Source organism: Bosea sp. 685 (assembly GCF_031884435.1).
In the GTDB taxonomy this organism is placed as follows: domain Bacteria; phylum Pseudomonadota; class Alphaproteobacteria; order Rhizobiales; family Beijerinckiaceae; genus Allobosea.
Genome location: NZ_CP134779.1, coordinates 4,777,808 through 4,795,546, shown reverse-complemented (window position 1 = coordinate 4,795,546; position 17,739 = coordinate 4,777,808). Strand labels below are relative to the sequence as shown.

General features: G+C 67.3%; 18 protein-coding genes. 7 read left to right on the top strand and 11 right to left on the bottom strand.

Annotated elements, in window-relative coordinates:
* The first annotated feature begins 12 nt into the window (after positions 1–12).
* Both RMR04_RS23670 and mutL read left to right on the top strand, forming a co-directional pair.
* Complete coding sequence (locus RMR04_RS23670) at positions 13–1,335, top strand: glucose-6-phosphate isomerase (RefSeq protein ID WP_311910939.1); 1,323 nt, start codon at positions 13–15, stop codon at positions 1,333–1,335.
* 40 nt (positions 1,336–1,375) lie between these two features.
* Positions 1,376–3,178 carry a DNA mismatch repair endonuclease MutL gene (mutL, locus tag RMR04_RS23665; protein ID WP_311910938.1) on the top strand — a complete coding sequence of 601 codons (1,803 nt, stop codon included), beginning with the start codon at positions 1,376–1,378 and terminating at the stop codon, positions 3,176–3,178.
* Positions 3,179–3,239: 61 nt separating this feature from the next.
* On the opposite strand, the gene RMR04_RS23660 is transcribed toward mutL, so the two are convergent.
* The 3 genes from RMR04_RS23660 to RMR04_RS23650 form a co-directional block, all read right to left on the bottom strand.
* Positions 3,240–3,947, bottom strand: a complete 708-nt coding sequence (locus RMR04_RS23660; protein ID WP_311910937.1) for a glutathione S-transferase family protein — start codon at positions 3,945–3,947, stop codon at positions 3,240–3,242.
* A gap of 63 nt (positions 3,948–4,010) precedes the next feature.
* The gene (gene rsmD, locus RMR04_RS23655; protein ID WP_311910936.1) at positions 4,011–4,571 is read right to left on the bottom strand and encodes a 16S rRNA (guanine(966)-N(2))-methyltransferase RsmD; all 561 of its coding nucleotides are present in this window, start codon (positions 4,569–4,571) and stop codon (positions 4,011–4,013) included.
* 41 nt (positions 4,572–4,612) lie between these two features.
* Positions 4,613–6,967, bottom strand: coding sequence for a pseudouridine synthase (locus RMR04_RS23650; RefSeq protein ID WP_311910935.1), 2,355 nt, complete (start codon positions 6,965–6,967; stop codon positions 4,613–4,615).
* Positions 6,968–7,146: 179 nt separating this feature from the next.
* Between RMR04_RS23650 and RMR04_RS23645 the strand changes: the two genes are divergently transcribed.
* Complete coding sequence (locus RMR04_RS23645; RefSeq protein WP_311910934.1) at positions 7,147–7,608, top strand: nucleoside deaminase; 462 nt, start codon at positions 7,147–7,149, stop codon at positions 7,606–7,608.
* Positions 7,609–7,769: 161 nt separating this feature from the next.
* Positions 7,770–8,057 (top strand): hypothetical protein, encoded by a 288-nt coding sequence (locus RMR04_RS23640; protein ID WP_311910933.1) that lies wholly within the window; start codon positions 7,770–7,772, stop codon positions 8,055–8,057.
* A 167-nt stretch (positions 8,058–8,224) separates the two neighbouring features.
* On the opposite strand, the gene RMR04_RS23635 is transcribed toward RMR04_RS23640, so the two are convergent.
* Positions 8,225–8,392 carry a hypothetical protein gene (locus RMR04_RS23635; protein WP_311910932.1) on the bottom strand — a complete coding sequence of 56 codons (168 nt, stop codon included), beginning with the start codon at positions 8,390–8,392 and terminating at the stop codon, positions 8,225–8,227.
* Between the two features lie 322 nt (positions 8,393–8,714).
* On the opposite strand from RMR04_RS23635, the gene RMR04_RS23630 reads away from it, so the two are divergent.
* Entirely contained in the window at positions 8,715–9,563 is an 849-nt protein-coding gene (locus tag RMR04_RS23630) for a GNAT family N-acetyltransferase (protein ID WP_311910931.1), read from the top strand.
* 169 nt (positions 9,564–9,732) lie between these two features.
* On the opposite strand, the gene RMR04_RS23625 is transcribed toward RMR04_RS23630, so the two are convergent.
* Positions 9,733–10,476 carry a sulfite exporter TauE/SafE family protein gene (locus tag RMR04_RS23625; RefSeq protein ID WP_311910930.1) on the bottom strand — a complete coding sequence of 248 codons (744 nt, stop codon included), beginning with the start codon at positions 10,474–10,476 and terminating at the stop codon, positions 9,733–9,735.
* 107 nt (positions 10,477–10,583) lie between these two features.
* Between RMR04_RS23625 and RMR04_RS23620 the strand changes: the two genes are divergently transcribed.
* Positions 10,584–11,327, top strand: a complete 744-nt coding sequence (locus RMR04_RS23620) for an ArsR/SmtB family transcription factor (RefSeq protein WP_311910929.1) — start codon at positions 10,584–10,586, stop codon at positions 11,325–11,327.
* Here RMR04_RS23620 and RMR04_RS23615 read toward each other — a convergent pair.
* From RMR04_RS23615 to purD, 6 genes are all read right to left on the bottom strand, one after another.
* Positions 11,287–12,171: a patatin-like phospholipase family protein gene (locus RMR04_RS23615; protein WP_311910928.1), complete on the bottom strand. Its 885-nt coding sequence runs from the start codon at positions 12,169–12,171 to the stop codon at positions 11,287–11,289. The two genes, RMR04_RS23620 and RMR04_RS23615, sit on opposite strands and share 41 nt — an antisense overlap.
* Positions 12,172–12,180: 9 nt before the next feature.
* Complete coding sequence (locus RMR04_RS23610; protein ID WP_311910927.1) at positions 12,181–12,906, bottom strand: haloacid dehalogenase type II; 726 nt, start codon at positions 12,904–12,906, stop codon at positions 12,181–12,183.
* 206 nt (positions 12,907–13,112) lie between these two features.
* The gene (locus RMR04_RS23605; protein ID WP_311910926.1) at positions 13,113–14,027 is read right to left on the bottom strand and encodes an alpha/beta fold hydrolase; all 915 of its coding nucleotides are present in this window, start codon (positions 14,025–14,027) and stop codon (positions 13,113–13,115) included.
* Positions 14,024–14,446 (bottom strand): type II toxin-antitoxin system VapC family toxin, encoded by a 423-nt coding sequence (locus RMR04_RS23600; protein WP_311910925.1) that lies wholly within the window; start codon positions 14,444–14,446, stop codon positions 14,024–14,026. The genes RMR04_RS23605 and RMR04_RS23600 overlap by 4 nt, the downstream gene beginning before the upstream one ends.
* On the bottom strand, positions 14,443–14,703 hold the full coding sequence (locus RMR04_RS23595; protein WP_311910924.1) for a type II toxin-antitoxin system VapB family antitoxin: 261 nt from the start codon (positions 14,701–14,703) through the stop codon (positions 14,443–14,445). The genes RMR04_RS23600 and RMR04_RS23595 overlap by 4 nt, the downstream gene beginning before the upstream one ends.
* Before the next feature lie 58 nt (positions 14,704–14,761).
* The gene (gene purD, locus RMR04_RS23590) at positions 14,762–16,042 is read right to left on the bottom strand and encodes a phosphoribosylamine--glycine ligase (RefSeq protein ID WP_311910923.1); all 1,281 of its coding nucleotides are present in this window, start codon (positions 16,040–16,042) and stop codon (positions 14,762–14,764) included.
* A gap of 132 nt (positions 16,043–16,174) precedes the next feature.
* Here purD and xseA point away from each other — a divergent pair, with 132 nt between their 5' ends.
* Positions 16,175–17,704 carry an exodeoxyribonuclease VII large subunit gene (gene xseA / locus RMR04_RS23585; RefSeq protein ID WP_311910922.1) on the top strand — a complete coding sequence of 510 codons (1,530 nt, stop codon included), beginning with the start codon at positions 16,175–16,177 and terminating at the stop codon, positions 17,702–17,704.
* The last annotated feature ends 35 nt before the right edge of the window (positions 17,705–17,739 follow it).

Genomic DNA, 17,739 nt, shown 5'->3' with positions numbered 1-17,739 from the left:
GACCTCATCACCATGCTGCAGCAAAGCTTCGATCTCGCGCTTGAATCCGGTGTCGGCAAGGGCGGCATTCCCGACGCCGCTTTCGAGCAGGCGCTGGCTGATCTTGCGCCCGCATTAGCGCGGCTGCAGGGCCAGGCGCGGGATCATTCGCTGCCGCTGCTCGGCCTGCCCGCCGACACGGCCGATCTGCCGCCGGTCCATGCCGCGGCCAAGCGCCTCAAGGAGGGCGCGACCGATATCCTCGTGCTCGGCACCGGCGGCTCCAGCCTCGGCGGCCAGACGCTGGCGCAGCTCGCCGATTACGGCATCTCCGGCCTGTCGCGCTTCGCGCCCGAGCCGCGCGTCCATTTCATCGACAATCTCGACCCCGAGACCTATTCGGAGCTGCTCGCCAAGCTGCCGTTCAAGACGACGAAATTCGTCGCCATCTCGAAATCGGGCGGCACCGGCGAGACCCTGCTGCAGAGCATCACGGTGATCAGCGCCCTGCGTGCCGCCGGCTTCAGCGATGCGCAGATCGGCGAGCGTTTCCAGGGCCTGTCCGAGCCTGCGATTCCCGGCAAGCTGCATCCGCTGCGCGCGCTGCTCGAGCCCTTCGGCGTACCCTTCCTCGAGCACCATACCGGCGTCGGTGGACGCTATTCGGTGCTGACCAATTGCGGCCTGTTGCCGGCGGCCGCGCTGGGTCTCGACATCGAGGCTCTGCGGGCCGGCGCCGCCAAGGCGGTGGCACCGGTCCTGGCGGGCAAGAGCGTGCGCGAGACGCCGGCCGCGGTCGGTGCGGCGCTGCATCTCGCCGCGATGCGCTCAGGCAAGAACATCGCCGTTCTGATGCCCTATGCCGACAAATTCGCACTGCTGACGCGCTGGTGGATGCAGCTCTGGGCCGAGAGCCTGGGCAAGGATGGGCAGGGCACGCAGCCTGTCGGCGCGCTCGGCCCGGTCGATCAGCATTCGCAGCAGCAGCTCTATCTCGCCGGCCCGAAGGACAAGTTCTTCACGGTGCTGACGGTCGGCGCCAAGGGCAAGGGTCCCAGGATCGATGCCGAGCTTGCCGGCAAGATCGGCCAGGACGATTTCGCCGGCAAGACGATCGGCGATCTCGTGGCCGCTCAGGGCGTCGCGATGATCGACACCTTCGCCAAGAACGGCTGCTCGGTGCGCCGCTTCCATGTCGATGAGATCGACGAGACCATCCATGGCGAGGTGCTGATGCACTTCATGCTCGAGACGGTCCTGACCGGCTATGCCATGGGTGTGGATCCGTTCGACCAGCCGGCGGTCGAGGAAGCGAAACTCCTCGCCAAGCGCTATCTTGCCGAAGGGCGCAGCTGACGATTCGGACTGTGCCTGGTCTTCTCCTGCTGGGCTATTCATGACAGTTCGCCGCCTCGATCCCGTTCTCGTCGACCGCATCGCCGCCGGCGAGGTGATCGAGCGGCCGGCGGCTGCCGTGAAGGAGTTGGTCGAGAACGCGATCGATGCCGGCGCGCGCGCGATTTCGGTCACGATCGCAGCCGGTGGGCGCGAATTGATCCGCGTCGTCGATGACGGCTCCGGCATGTCGCCCGAGGATCTGGCGCTGGCGATCGAGCGCCACGCCACCTCGAAACTGCCCGATGGCGACCTTTTCGCGATCAAGTCGCTGGGTTTTCGCGGTGAGGCCTTGCCCTCGATCGGTTCGGTCGCGCGGCTCTCGATCGCGACCCGCCGGCATGATTCCGCTCATGGCCATGGGCTTGTCGTCGAGGCTGGCGAGAAGGGTGTGGTGCGGCCGGTCGTGGCAGTGGCAGGGACGCGCATCGAGGTGAGCGATCTCTTCGCCTTCACTCCGGCGCGGCTCAAATTCCTGAAGAGCGACCGTGCCGAGGCGCAGGCCGTCTCGGAGATGCTGCGGCGGCTCGCCATCACCCATCCGACGATCCGCTTCGCGCTCGATGGCGATCACGTCACCGGATTCGACTGGCCGGCGGAGGCGCATGGTGAGGATGGCATGCTGCGTCGGCTGGCGCGCGGGCTCGGGCGCGATTTCCCGGAAAATGCGCTGCCTTTGGATGTGGCGCGCGAGGGCTTCCGCGTCACGGGCTTTGCCGGCCTGCCGACCTTCCATCGCGGCACCTCGGCGGGGGTGCATTTGGCGGTGAACGGCCGGCCGGTGCGCGACAAGCTGCTGCTCTCGGCCGTGCGCGGCGCCTATGCCGATGTCGTGCCCTCCGACCGACATCCGGTGCTGTTCCTCGATGTCGCCTGCGAGCCGCGCCTCGTCGACGTCAACGTCCACCCGGCCAAGAGCGAGGTGCGCTTCCGCGATCCCGCTCTGGTGCGCGGCCTTGTCGTCTCCGGGCTGAAGGCGGCTCTGGCCGAGGCTGGCCATCGCGCAACAACCACCGGCGGGGCCCGGACGCTGGAGGCCTTTCGCGCTGTGTTCGCGGGCAATGGGGGGGCTTCCATCCCGCGCCCGCATTTTCCCGAGACGCCGGCCTGGCCCCGGCCTGCAGCCGGCTTCGGCGAGGCGTCCCAGGCGGGCTTCGAGAGCTTCGCTGCGCCCTCTGCCGATGCACGCGCCCACGCTGTCGAGCCCGCTCCCGATGCACTCGATCGGCCACTCGGCGCGGCCCGCGCGCAATTGCACGAGACCTATATCGTCGCCCAGACACGAGAGGGTGTCGTCATCGTCGACCAGCATGCCGCCCATGAGCGGCTGGTCTATGAGCGGTTGAAGGCCGAGCGCGCCAAGTCGGGCATCGCCCGGCAGGCGCTTTTGCTGCCGGAGGTCGTCGAACTCGACCCCGTCGATGCCGATCGCCTGAATGCGGCCTGCGACGAACTCGCGACGCTGGGGCTCGGCATCGAGGCCTTCGGGCCCGGCGCGGTGCTGGTTCGTGAGGCACCAAGCCAGCTCGCCGGCGGCAATCTCCAGAAGCTCGTGCGCGATGTCGCCGATGCGCTGGCCGAGCATGGTACGGCGGGCTCGCTCGAACGCCGGCTCGACCATGTGCTGGCGACGATGGCCTGCCACAATTCGGTGCGCGCCGGCCGCCGCATGCGCCCCGAGGAGATGGACGCACTGCTGCGCGAGATGGAGGTCACGCCCAATTCAGGCCAGTGCAACCATGGCCGGCCGACCTATGTCGAGTTGAAGCTCAGCGATATCGAGAAGCTGTTCGGGCGGCGGTGAAAATCAGGCCGCGTTCTCATGAGAACGGTACGACGCCTCCGGCGTCATGCAGCACTCTGTCTCATAGCCATGGCTGCGGTATGTGTTCTTGTGCAAGGGCACGCTGAACGGCTGGCCGCTCGATCACGCGGCGTAAATACGCGCCCAAATGTGGTCGGCTGGCGGCGGGCCGGGGCATGCCGCGAGACCAGCGCGCGAGGGTGAACACATAGGCGTCGACAGCGGAGTATGTATCACTCAAAAACCACGGGCCGCCATGACGCGCCAGTTCGTCTTCCAGGCGGTCGAACTGGCTATTCACTCGTTGCTCGGCGGCTTGTTTGATTTCGGCTTGTGCCTCGACGGAGACGGCGACCTTGTTGGGGTGCAGGTAGAGCGACAAATTCGCGTGCGGCGCGGTCGCAAGCCACATAAGCCATTTGTAAAACTGCGGCCTGAGGACGCTGCCTTGTGCAGGTATAAGCGTTGCTCCTTCCTTCAACTCGAGCAAGTGAAGGGTGATGGCCGTACTCTCGTAGAGAACGAGGTCATCGCTCTCCAGCACAGGCACGAGCCCATCTGGGTGCAAGGCGCGATAGGATGGGTTGTTGCTCGGGCCCTTGTGCAAATTGACGAATGAAAGTTCGTATTCCGCGCCGATTTCCTCAAGGACAATATGGGCGGCGAGGCTGATAAAGCCGGGGTAATAATGAAGTCGCAGCATCCAGACCTCGCAATCCCAGACGGTCTCAACCTGGCTTTTCCTGAGGGCTGAGCTGGACGCGGTCAAGTTGCGCCCACAGGATGAAGCGCTCCAGCTTCTGGTACAAGATCGCCCCTGCGGGCTGACATCCTATCCCAGCCGCAGCAGGACCACCTGCGTCTCGCCATAGTCGCGGCGCTCGACCATGGCGAAGCCCTCCGGCACGGCGATTTCCACGCCCGCGGCCTCTTCCAGCACGATGAGCGCGTCCGGCGTCAGCCAGCCGCCTAGCTGGGCCGAGACGAGCGCCTTTTCGCCCAAGCCCTTGCGATAGGGCGGATCGCAGAACACCAGCCCGAAGGGCGGCATCGGGCTCGCCGGGCCGAGCTTGGTGGCGTCGCGGCGGAAGACGCGGCTATGGCCGGCGAGGCCGAGATTCATCTGGTTCTCGCGGATCAAGCCGCGCGCCTCGGTGCCGTCATCGACCAGCAACGCGAATTCAGCGCCGCGCGAGAGCGCTTCGAACGCCATCGCGCCCGTGCCGGCGAAGAGATCGAGCACGCGCGCGCCCTCGACCACATCGTCATAGGCGTGGGCGAGCACGTTGAAGAGCGATTCTCGCAAACGGTCGGAGGTCGGGCGAATGGTCCCGATCCCCGGTTTAGGGCCGGCGAGCGGCCTCCCGCCGAAGCGTCCGCCGACGATCCTCATCGCTTCAGCCCCCAGTCACGCTTGCCTCAGTCACGTTTTCCTCAGTCGCGCTTGCCGCGCCCGGCACCGCCTGGGCGCGGACCCTTGCCGCCGCCGCCCGGGCGACCGCCGCCGCCGGGCTTGCCGCCGAAGGGGCGGCCCCCGGAGGGTTTGGCTCCGGAGGGTTTCCCCCCGAACGACTTGCCGCCGCTGCGCTCGCCGCCTGCGCTGCGGCCGGCCGGCCGCTCGCTTGAGCGCGCGGCATAGCTCTTGGGCGCGCCGCCCGGCTTGTCACCGAAGCTGCGGCCGCGTGGCTTGTCATCGCCGCTGCGCTCGGTGAAGCGGCGCGCGGGACGCTCGCTGCCGTCCCGGGGCGCGCGTTCGGGACGCTCGCTGCGTGGCGCCGCATCCTGGCGCGGCGCGGCATCCTGCCAGGGGCGCTCGGCCGCGCGGTCGCGGCCGCCGGCCTCCTCGCGCGGGCGGCGGGCCGGGCGTTCGCTGCTGCTTGTGCGCTCCTGCGTGCGTGGCGGACGCCCCCCGGCCGCGCCGCGCTCGCTGCGTGGCAGGCGGTCGGGCCGGCGCTTGGGGTTGACGCCCTCGCGGGCCGGGCGCTCCTCGCGGGCAGGGCGCACCGCGCTGGCAGGGCGCACCTCGCGGGGCGTGGCGCTGACGCGCTCCACCAGCACGCGGCGGCCATTGGGATCCTCGATCGCCTTGTCGCGGCGGCGGACCACCTCGCCGGTGGCCTCGCGCGTCTGGCGCTCGATCTTGGGATCGGCGCCACGGCGCGGCGGTGCCTTGCGCTCGCGCTGCGGCTCCGCCTCGGCATCGCGCCAGACGGTGCGTTTCCACGGCTTCTCGCTGCGGTCATCCTTGGAAGGTGTACGCACGGCGTCGCTCTGCCAGCGCTCCCGCTCGGGCTTGCCGTCGCGGTCGCCTGTCTCACGCCGGCGCGGCCGGTCGTCGCCACTGGGCGCGCGGGGAGGGGCCGCCGGCATCTCGTCGCGGCGCGGCGCCTCCAGATCGACGCCAGCCCTCGCGATCAGATCTTCGCCGAGCTGGTCCTTAAGCACGCGCGAGCGGATCTCGTCGACCTCGCCCTCGGGCAGGTCGCCGAGCTGGAACGGGCCGAACGAGACCCGGATCAATCGGTTCACGTCGAGGCCGAGATGCTCGAGCACCGTCTTGACCTCGCGGTTCTTGCCTTCGCGCAGATCGACCACGAGCCAGGTGTTCGAGCCCTGCTGGCGCTCGAAGCGGGCGACGATCGGGCCATAACTCACGCCCTCGATCGTCACGCCGTCGCGCAGCGTGTCGAGCTTGTCCTGGGTGATCGAGCCGAAGGCGCGCACGCGGTAGCGCCTGAGCCAGCCCGTCTCGGGCAGCTCCAGCATGCGCGCGAGACCGCCGTCATTGGTGAGCAGCAGCAAGCCTTCGGTGTTGATGTCGAGCCGGCCGATCGAGAGCACGCGCGGGAGCTCTTCCGGCAGCGAGTCGAATACGGTCGGCCGACCCTCCGGATCATGGTTCGTCGTCACCAGCCCGCGCGGCTTGTGATAAAGCCACATCCGCGTGCGCTCACGCGCCGGCAAGGGCTCGCCATCGACCAGAACGACGTCATTGGGGCCGATATCGAGCGCCGGGCTTTCCAGCACCTTGCCGTTCACGCTGACGCGGCCTTCCGCGATCATCGCCTCGCTGTCGCGACGCGAGGCGACACCGGCCCGCGCCATCACCTTGGCGATGCGCTCAGGTTCTTGCGCGGCAAGCGAAGCGAGAAGCTTGGGCTCGGCTGCTGCGTCTTCACGGCGCGGCCGTTCAGAACGCTTATCGTCACGCTGGCCGAAGCTTTTGGCGCCAAAGCTCTTGCCACGCGGCGCGGCGCCATCACGAGGCGGGCGGCTGGAGCTGCGCTCGCCCTCAGGCCTGGCGCGGAACGGCCTCTCGCCACCCTCGCGGGGCGGCCGGCTCGCACTGCGTTCGCCCTCGGGCCTGGCGCGGAAGGGCCGCTCAGTCCCGCTGCTGGCACCGCGGCTCGGGCGATCGTCGTTGCTGCGCTCGCGATAAGGCGCGCGCTCGCCCTCGGGCCTGGCCCGGAACGGGCGCTCGCCACCGGCGCGCGGCGGGCGCGGAGCACCATCGCGCTGGCCGGCCGGCTTGTCGAAACGACGCTGGGGGCGTTCGCCACCCTCGGACGTGGCCCGGGCCGGGCGCTCACCACCCTCGGAGCGGCTGCGGAATGGCTTGCGCTCGCCACTTGGTGCACCGGAGCGCGCCGGCCCGCGACCCGCGCCATCGCGTCCGAAACCGCCGCCGCGCGAGCCGCCATCTTTACCGCCGCCTTGGCCGCCACCGCGGCCGCCTGCGCCGCCGCCCTTGCGCGGGCCACGGCTTTTCTGGTTGTTGTCGTCGCTCATGATCGCTCCGAAGCATGGTCCGCAGAAGTGGAATGCACTTTCGCGAATGGCCGATGCTCAAATATTTGATGTCGCGCGCGTCCCCGACCGGCACAATCGAGCCGGACGGAACGCTGACTGATAGCCGGCGCTTGTAGCAGAGCGCCTTGCCGCTCGCGAGCGGTAAAGCAGGGTTTTTGATGGTGCAGGCGAAGGCAAATGGCGTGGACGGCATGGCGCTCGCTTTGGCTGAGGCGCGGGCGGCCGCCGCACGTGGCGAGGTTCCGGTCGGGGCGGTGGTCCTGCGCGAGGGTGTCGTGCTGGCGAGCGCGGGAAACCGCACGCTGGAGCTGAAGGATCCGACCGCCCATGCCGAGATGCTGGCGCTGCGCCTGGCTTGCGAGGAAATCGGCAGCGAGCGATTGATCGGCTGCGATCTCTACGTCACGCTCGAACCCTGCCCGATGTGCGCCGCCGCGATCTCCTTTTCCCGCATCCGCCGGCTCTATTTCGGCGCAGGCGACCCCAAGGGCGGTGCGGTCGAGAACGGGGTCAGGCTCTATGCCAGCCCGACCTGCCACCACGCTCCCGAGGTTTATGGCGGCTTGAGCGAAAGCGAGGCTGCGGGGCTGCTGCGGGAATTTTTCAAGGCAAAGCGGTAGGGCGCCCTCGGCCGAGACGGTCGCCTTGATGCGATCTTTATCTTTCCGCTCCGCAACCGAATGGAACCACGACGTGGGAGCAGGGCAATCTCCATATTCGGGCCGGCTGGCGTAGAGCTTGACGCGCCATGACGCCTCTGGCCGATGAGGAGCCCAATCCGATGATCGCGCGTATCGATCCGATCGCCCGCAGCCTTGTCGGCAGGTTCGTTTTCAAGGTTTCCGTTTCCGCCGTGCTGGCGCTGTTCGGCAAATCAGGGTTTCTCCTGGCTTTGTCGGGATTGCTGGCGCTCTACGGAATGATCACGGCCGTGACAGCGGTGATGCAAGGGCAGCGCTTCACGATGCATGCGCTCAATCAATGGGATGAGGTGCTCTGGTTGAGCATCGCCGCAATGGGCTGTTCGCTGTTGCAGCAGTCCCCGTTGCTGCAGCAAGCGACGCCGTGACAGATTCGGCTTTCGGTCGTTTCGCAGCTTTCGACGTTTCGAACGTTATTCGACACGATCGAAATAGACGCCCGCAAGACGCGGATCTGGGCGGAGTTGCTCCATCAACGATGTCTTGATGGAGCAGCTGGGGCGCCCGATTTTGGCGGGAAGCCTCTTCCGCGTCTTCAATAAGGCATGCTCAGCCAGGCACGGAAGCCGACGATACCGGCCAGAAGCGCCAGCAAAATGAATGTATGCAGCAGGTCACGACTTGCGCCGCCGTCGCGCCGCGGTTGCGGCATGGTCCGACGAGCAGGTTCGCTGCGGCGCTGCAGTGCTTCATAGGTGACCATCGCAACCTCCTGTGGGAGCCCGGATGATCGATCGCCGATGCGTAAGATTGCCATTGGGAAGACAAAACCGGGCATAAATGGCGCATAAGGCGTTTTGGACCTGATGCGCCGGGCCTCATCCTTCCCTGCGTGTTGTGCGCTCCAAGCGCGGCGCCTATGCAGCGCCGAACGTGCAACGCTAGAGCGCTTTCGAGCGGAGTGGACACCGGTTCGCGTGCAGAAAACGCGTTAAAACAAAGAGCTAGAGCAATTGAACGATCCCATTGGATCGGAACTTGCTCTAGAATGGGTTCATGCAGATTCCTCTACCGCAGGCAGCCGCATGAGCGCGCGCCTCATCCGCAGGCTTGAGCCGGCCGAGATCGAGCAGCTCATCGACTGGGCCGCCACTGAAGGCTGGAATCCAGGCCTCGACGACGCCGTCGCGTTTCAGGCGAGCGACCCCGAGGGCTTCATCGGCGCCTTCGTCGATGGCGAGATGGTCGCCGCCATCGCAGCCGTCGCCTATGGCGCGAGCTATGGCTTCATCGGGCTCTATATCAGTCGCGAGGACAGGCGTGGCCTGGGCCATGGCAAAGCCGTCTGGGATGCGGGCATGGCGCGGCTCGCGGGGCGCACGATCGGGCTCGACGGGGTCGATGAGCAATTCGAGAATTACCGCCGGAAAGGTTTTGCGCCGGCCCACCGCACCATCCGTTTCGGTGGCGTCTTCGCCGGCGAACCGGTCGATCGTCGGGAGCTGAGCATCGTCACTCCCGAGCACTTGCCTCAAGTCCTTTTGCCTCAAGTCATGGCTTTCGATCGCAGGAGCTTTCCGGAATCACGGGAGGCCTTTCTCGCGCGCTGGCTCGTGACGCCACATCTTGCTTGCGTCGCGACCTCGCAGGGCGCGGTCACGGGGTATGGCGTGATCCGCAAATGCCGTGTGGGCTGGAAGATCGGCGGGCTGTCGGCGCTGGATGACGCGACCGCTGCTGCGCTGGTTTCGCATCTTGCATCCTCCGTCGCAGGCGAGGTCTTCATCGATGTGCCCGCTGCGCGCCGGCAATTCATCGATCAGTTGACGGATGCAGGCCTTCGGCCGGGCTTCGAGACGACGCGGATGTATCGAGGCGAGCCGATCCCGCTCGCGCCCGAATTGTTCGGCGTGACCACGCTGGAGCTTGGCTAGCACGGCCTCTCAGGTCATTGCGAGGAGCGTGAGCGACGAAGCAATCCAGAGCCGTAGCGCTCGACGGCCCCTGGATTGCTTCGGCTCACGCTCGCAATGACAGCTTGATCCGAATGGAAGCGCCCTGGCCAGCCCCCGGATTCGGGAGCTCTGGGAGCGCAGGCTGCGCTCAGCCAAGCGCTCTGATCACCAGATAGCCGCCCAGCGCCAGCAGTCCCGCGAAGAAGCAGATCTTGAAGGTCGCGGCGGAAATCCGGGCGCGGATCACCGTGCCGGCTGCTTGCCCGGCGAGCGCCGGAGCCAGCGCCAGCAGCGAGTGCCAGGCGACGCCCATATTCAGCGCGCCGGCTCCGACCAGCCCGAAGGACAGGGCCAGCGTCGAGACGATGAAGGAGATGCCGAGCGCCTGGATCAGCTCATCCTTGTCGAGGCCGAGCGCCTGCAGATAGGGCACGGCCGGTAGCACGAAGACGCCGGTGGCAGCGGTGGCGACGCCGGTCGCGATACCGATGATGGGGCCGAGCCAGCGCTCAGTGTGGGCGGGTACGCGCAGCTTGGCGGCCTTCAGGCCGACCAGCGCATAGAGCACCAGCGCGATGCCGAGCCAGAGCGTGGCCGAGCCTTCCTTCTGCTGCTGAAGAAGCCCCGCGCCGGCCCAGGTGCCGATACAGATGCCAGCCAGCATCGGCCAGAGCCTCAGACAGATTGCCTTGAGGCCAGGGCCGGTCGCGATCTGCCAGCCATTGGTGACGAGATTGGGCGCCACCAGCAGGGCCGCGGCCTGGGCTGGCGCCATCACCACGCCGAGAATGCCGACCGCGATGGTCGGCAGGCCAAGCCCGATGACGCCCTTGACGAAGCCGGCAAGCAGGAAGGTCGCGGCGATGAAGAGGATGAGGTGCAGGTTTTCCATGGCCGGTTTTCTGGCATTGTTGCCGCATCCTGTCGCGGTCCGACACTACGGTCGCGGCCGTAGCATTCCGGCTTGGTCTCGCCCGAGCCGAGGAGCAAGATGCCTGCATGAGCACGCATGGTCCTTATCTCGCCGAGATCGCCCATCTGATGGGAGACCCCGCCCGCGCCAATATGCTGCACGCGCTGATGGATGGGCGGGCGCTTACCGCCAAGGAACTGGCCTATCTCGCCGGCGTCGCGCCGCAGACGGCGAGCGGCCATCTCGCCAAGCTGATGCAGGGCGGTCTGCTCGACGTCGCGGCGCAAGGGCGCCATCGCTATTACCGGCTGGCGAGCGCCGAGGTCGCGACCGCGCTGGAAGGGCTCATGGTGCTGGCCGGCACGCAGCCCAGCAACCGCCGCTTGCCTTCGCGCGTCGGCGAGGAGTTGAGCCGGGGCCGCACCTGCTACGATCATTTCGCCGGCCGGTTGGGCATCGGCATCCATGACGCGCTCGTTGCGGGCGGGCATCTCATCGTCGCCGATGGCGGCTATGGCCTCAGCGCTTCGGGCGAGGCGGTTTTTGCCGCGCTCGCCGTTGATCCCGCGCTGCCGAAGAGCCGCCGCGCCGCGCTGCGCCCCTGCCTCGACTGGAGCGAGCGCAAGCCGCATCTCGCCGGCAGCCTTGCCGCCGCTCTGGCCTGCCGCTGCTTCGAGACGGGCTGGGTGCGCCGCAAGAAGGACAGCCGCGCCGTGGTCCTGACCGAGGAGGGCAGGGCAGCCCTGAGCGCCGCGCTGCCGGGCTTCCGCTGCGACGAACCAGAGGCTGTCAGCCCCGCCGTTCGAGCGCCTGAGACAGTCTTCGCTTGACCTCGTCCTTGATCGGCTCGGAGGCCTCCAGGATCGCCTGCGCCTTGAAGAAATCGAGCCCGCCAATGCCGTCGACGCCGGCGCGGATCAGGATATCGGGCGGCTGGCGCTCGATCATGCGCTGCACGATCGTCCGCGTCAGGATCTGGCTGACGCCGAGCATCGCTTCCAGCGGCTCAGGGATGCGCGTCTCGCTGATGGTTGCGGGCGCACTGGTGTCGACGGCCATGACGATGCGGCCCGGCGCCAGCAGGCGGTCATAGGGCAGGGGATTGATCGCGCCGCCGTCGATCAGCACATGGCCGTCGATGATGACCGGCCGGATCAAGCCCGGGATCGCAAGCGAAGCCGCGACCGCCGGCGTCAATGGCCCCTCGCGCAGCAGGACCTCGGCATGAAGGTGGTAGTCGGTGGCGAGCGCCGCGAACGGGATCTGCAATTGATCGAAGCGGTCGGGCACGGCTTCCGGCCAGAACAGGTCGAGCATGCGCTCGCCGTCGATCAGCACGGGGTTGCCCAGCCCGCGCATCAAATCGGTGAACTTGCCGATGCGGGCGTCGAGCAGCCGCGCGATCACCCGGGCGCGGTCGCGGAAGGTCAGCGCGACATGCTCACGCAGCTCCTTGCCCGAGAGGCCCGCCGCATAGGCCGCCCCCACGATCGCGCCCATCGAACAGCCGGCGATCAGAGCAGGTTTGACGCCGAGCTCATCGAGGGCCTCCAGCACGGGAATATGGCTCAAGCCCCGCGCCCCGCCCGCGCCCAGCACCAGGACGAGCTCCGGCTCGAGCTCGGGCTCGCCGGAAGCAGGCCGGGACGGCGCGAGTGAGGGCGAGCGCGACATGCCGGCGCCTCAGGCGCGCCCCGCCTCGGCCTTCACCGCCGCCGCGAGATCGCCAAGGCTGGTGAAGCGAAAATCGTAATGCGGCATCGCGCCTGGGTTCATCGTGGCGCCGAAACCTTCATCGGCATGGCGTCGATAGATCCAGCAGGAGGCGAGGCCGATCGCATTCGCCGGCTTGTGGTCGTGGAACATGCTCTCGGCGGTGTGGAGGATGTCAGCCTTGGCGATGCCGCGATCGGCGAGCGAGGTCAGCATGTAGTCGAAATTGCCGGAAGCCGGCTTGTAGCTGCCGATATCCTCGGCCGTGTAGATCGCATCGAACGCGACGCCGAGCTTGGCATTGCTGAAGGCGAAGGATTCGTTGTCGACATTGGACAGGATGACGAGCTGATAGTGCTGTTTCAGTTCGCGCAAAGCCTCGACCGTATCGGGAAAGGCCGGCCAGTCGCGGACGGAACGGCCGTAAGCCAGGCACTCCTCCCAGCTCACCGTCACGTTCCATTCTTCCGCCAGGCGTTTGTAGACCACGGCGAGAAGCTCCCGGTAGAGCTTGCCCGGCGTCTGCAATTGCTGGCGCGATTCGTGCCGGGCATGCGCCTCGAGCACGTCATTGCGGCTCAGCGGCCGCGCGACCTTGCTGACGAGCGGTTGCAACGCCGCGACCATCCCGCTCTCCCAGTCGATCAGCGTGCCGTAGCAATCGAAGGTCAGGGCTTTGAAAGCGGTCAGTTTCATCGGAAGCTCCTGATCGGAATGCGGCGGAGGTTAGGGCATCGGCCCGAAAAGTGGGAACCGGTTTTCGGGACAGGCCGATGCAAGATCGCTAGGGCATCGGCTACGAAAAGTGGGAACCGGTTTTCGGGACAAGCCGATGCTGTACGGCAGCCATGCCGGGGCGGGAACCCTGAACCGCCGTCGCCCCGCTATTCCTCTGAGGCCAGTCAGGCGGCGGGCTTGGACAAAAACGGAAGCAGGGCCGCGAGCGTGGCTGAAGGGTTCTCCTCGGGCAGGAAATGGCCGCTATCGACCGCCAGCCCCTCCGCCTGCGGGGCGAAGGTCGTGCGCCAGATCTCGAGCGGGCTTGCCCCCTTGGCCGGGATGCCGGCCTCGCCCCAGAGCGCCAGCACGGGGCAGAGAATCTTTTTGCCCGCGGCGAAATCGGCTTGGTCCTGGGCGAAATCGGTCGTCGCGCCGGCGCGGTAATCCTCGCAGGCCGCATGGATGCGGGCGGGATCGTTGAAGGATTCGCCATAGGAGGTGAGGGCGAGCCTGTCGAAGAGCTTGAGGTCCTTGGCGCGGGTCCAGCTTGCGATCGTGTGGTCGAGCCAGCCGAGCGGATCGGCCTTGATCAGGTTCTCTGGAACCGGCTCGGGTTGGGCGAGGAAGGTCCAGTGATAGACCTGCATGGCGCGCGCCGCAGTCATGCCCTCCCACATCGAGAGCGTCGGCAGGATGTCGAGCAGGGCCAGACGCTCGACCCGGCCGGGATGGTCGAGCGCCAGCCGGTAACTGACACGCGCGCCGCGATCATGCCCGACGACGGCGAAGCGGACATGCCCGAGCGCCTGCATCACCGCGACGATGTCCTCGCCCATGCCGCGCTTGCTGTAGGTCTCTCTGCCGCCATCGCCATGCGGCGCCGCCGACCAGCCATAGCCGCGCAGGTCCGGGCAGATGACGGTATGCGTCTTGGCGAGTTTCGGCGCGAGCTTGTGCCATTCGGCATGGGTCTGCGGAAAGCCATGGATCAGCACCACGGGCGGCCCGTCGCCGCCGACGCGGGCGAAGATCCTGCCGATAGGCCCGTCGATCCAATGCGCCTTGAAGCCGGGAAAGAGGGAGTCGAGATTGCTCATGGCCTAACTCCTGGCGCCATCGCGGAGGCGATGTCTGTCTTGGCGAAGTCCTCGCCCTTATAGAGCAGGGGTGCGTGCCAGGATTTGGCAAGAGCGTAGGAGAAGCGGTCGCCCATGTTGAGCTTGGCGGGGTGACGTCCCCGACCGAAGCGGAGGAAGGCTTCGGCGGCGAGGATGGACTGTTCTTCGTCCACGGCGCTGCTTTGAATACCGAAACGCCTCAGAAAGGTCCGATGGCGATCGAGGTCGAAATCGGCCAAGCGCTGACTCGCAACCATGAAGGTTTCGACGAAGCTGACGGTGGAACAGAGCGCCTCGCCGGCCCGGTCGAGACTGTCGACGATGGCTGCGCGCTCGTGTTCTCCCTGCAAGATCGCGATCATTGCGGAACTGTCGATCACGATCCGCGGCAGGTTCACCTGGGTACGCCGATCTCGTCGTAACCGATCAGCTCTTCATCACTCAGATGCGTGTCGACCTTGGTCAAGGCGTCGATCTCAGCCAGAAAGGCGTCGATTTTTGTCCTGTCGAGACGGCCGGTACGCGCAGGTCGCGGCAATCGAGCCAAGCGTTCCTTGGTTGCGGTCTTGACCGCTTGCGTAATGGTCTCGCCCGTCTGCGCCGCCATTTCGCGGATCAGTTGGTCGGTTTCGGGATCCTTGATCAATACGATCATGACGACCTTCCGCGTATATATCGAAGGATCTCCAATATATACGCTTCACGCGCGCTTGTTAGCCTTCGCGCTCGCGCTTCACCGCCTGCCAGCCGATGTCGCGGCGGCAGAAGCCGCCCGGCCAGTCGATGGCGTCGACCGCCGCATAGGCGCGTCCTTGCGCTTCGCTGACGGTCTTGCCGAGGCCGACGACATTCAGCACCCGCCCGCCATCGGCGACGAGATCGCTCGCCGTCTGCTTCGTCCCGGCATGGAAGATGAGCACATCGTCCAGCGCCGCGGCCTTCTCGACGCCCTTGATCACGCTGCCCTTCTCGGGCCTGGCCGGATAGCCCTTCGCCGCCAGCACGACGGTCAACGCCGCCTCATCCGACCAGCGCAGGTCGAACGAGTCGAGCACGCCGTCGCAGGAGGCGAGCAGGGCCGGCACGACGTCGCTCTTGAGACGCGGCATCAGCACCTCGCATTCGGGGTCGCCGAAACGGACATTATATTCGATCAGCTTCGGCCCCTGCGCCGTGATCATCAGGCCGGCATAGAGAATGCCCTTGAACGGGATGCCGCGTGCGATCATGCCGGCAAGCGTCGGCCGGATAATCTCGGCCATCACCTGCTCCTCCAGCGCCGGCGTCATCACCGGGGCGGGCGAATAGGCGCCCATGCCGCCGGTATTGGGGCCGGTGTCACCGTCGCCGACGCGCTTGTGGTCCTGGGCGGACGCCATTGCGATGGCATGCGCGCCGTCGCAGAGCGCGAAGAAGCTCGCCTCCTCGCCGATCATCCACTCCTCGATCACGACCTCGGCGCCGGCCGCGCCGAGCCCGCCCGAGAACATCATCTCGATGGCCTCGTTCGCCTCGGCCAGCGTTTCCGCCATCACCACGCCCTTGCCGGCGGCGAGCCCGTCGGCCTTGATCACGATCGGCGCGCCCTGGCTCGCAACATAGGCCTTGGCCTCGGCTGCATTGGTGAAGCGGCCAAAGCCGGCGGTCGGGATGCCGAATTCGGCGCAGAGCTCCTTGGTGAAGGCCTTAGAGCCTTCGAGCTGGGCAGCAGCCTTGGACGGGCCGAAGGTCTTGATGCCGGCGGCGATGAGATCATCGGCGATGCCGTCGACCAGCGGGCCTTCCGGGCCGATAACGGCGAGATCGACGCCATGCAACTTGCAGAAGGTCGCGACGGCCGAATGGTCGGCGATGTCGAGCACGACATTCTCGCCGCATTGCGCGGTGCCGGGGTTGCCCGGCGCGATATAGAGCCGGTCGCAGAGCGGCGAACCCGATATCGCCCAGGCCAGCGCATGCTCGCGTCCGCCCGAGCCGATCAAAAGGATGTTCATCGTGGTCTCCTTGCGTGTGGACGTCCGTCCACCCGCACTGGTTCCGGATCTGAGATCTGAACGCGGCAATAGCCGCCGGGCGCGCAGACGGCAACGCTTCTGCTCGGCCATCCACGCCGCTATGGTCGCGCCATGGATAGCGAATCGCCTGACGTAAAACCCTCCAACACACCGGAATGGTCGGTTTCCGACCTGTCGGGCGCGCTCAAGCGCACGCTGGAGGACGCCTTCGGCTTTGTGCGCGTGCGCGGCGAGATCTCGGGCTATCGCGGCCCGGTGGGCTCCGGCCATGTCTATTTCTCGTTGAAGGACCAGAACGCCAAGATCGACGCGGTGATCTGGAAGGGCGTCTTTGGCCGGCTGAAGACGCGGCCCCAGGAGGGGCTGGAGGTCATCGCCACCGGCAAGATCACCACTTTCGCCGGCAAGTCGAGCTACCAGATCATCATCGATTCGCTTGAGCCCGCCGGTGTCGGCGCGCTGATGGCGCTGCTGGAGGAGCGCCGCAAGAAGCTCGCGGCGGAAGGCCTGTTCGATGAGGCGCGCAAGCAGCTCATTCCCTATCTGCCTGGTGTCATCGGCGTCGTCACCTCGCCGACAGGCGCCGTCATCCGCGATATTCTGCACCGGCTGGAAGACCGGTTTCCGCGCCATGTCCTGGTCTGGCCGGTGCGCGTGCAGGGTGAATCCAGCGCCAACGAGGTGGCCGCCGCCATCGCCGGTTTCAATGCGCTGCCCCGGGGCGGACGCATTCCGCGTCCCGATGTCATCATTGTCGCGCGCGGCGGCGGCTCGCTCGAAGACCTGATGGGCTTCAACGAGGAGGCGGTGGTGCGCGCGGCCGCCGCCTCGCAGATACCGCTCGTCTCGGCCGTCGGCCACGAGACCGACTGGACCTTGATCGACCATGCTGCCGATCTGCGCGCGCCGACGCCCACAGGCGCGGCCGAGAAGGTCGTGCCGGTCCGCGCCGAACTGATGAGCCTGGTCGCAGACCTGTCGCGCCGGCAGGCCGGCGCGATGCGCCGCCTGTCCGACCGTCGCCGCAGCGATCTGCGCGCGCTCGCCCGCGCCTTGCCCGCGCCGGAGGCGGTGCTCTCGGGGCCGCGCCAGCGGCTCGATCTCGCGGCGACGCGGCTAGCGCCTGCGCTGGCGCGCAATGCCCGGGCCCACGAAACGCGCCTGGCTGGTTTGGCGCAACGGCTTAACCGGCATTCGCCGTCTGCGCGCCTGGCCGGTTATGCGGCCAGGCTCGATGGCTTGTCGAACCGCTTGCGCGCCGGCCGCGATGCCTTGCTGCGCGCGGAGAGATTGCGGGTTTCGCGGGCGGCGGAGCGCGTCGGCGATCTCGCCCAGCGCTCTCGCCGCGCCTTTGCCCAGGGCCTCGCGCGCCGCCGCGACGGGCTCGGCTCGCTCTGGGCGCTGATGCGTTCGCTGGGGCCGGAATCCGTCCTGGCGCGCGGCTATGCGCTGGTGCGCGATGAGGCCGGAGCGCTGGTGCGCGGTGTCGCGCAGGCGCATGCCGGCCAGGGCTTGAGCGTTCAGGTCAGCGACGGCCGCTTCGCCGTCACGGTCTCGGGAGGAGGGGACGCAGCGCCGCCTCGGCCTGCGCGCCCGCCACGCAAGGAGGCGCCGAAGGCGGGGCAGGGCGATCTGTTTTAGCTCGCGATCTGTTTTATCGCGATTGTGCGTGGGTG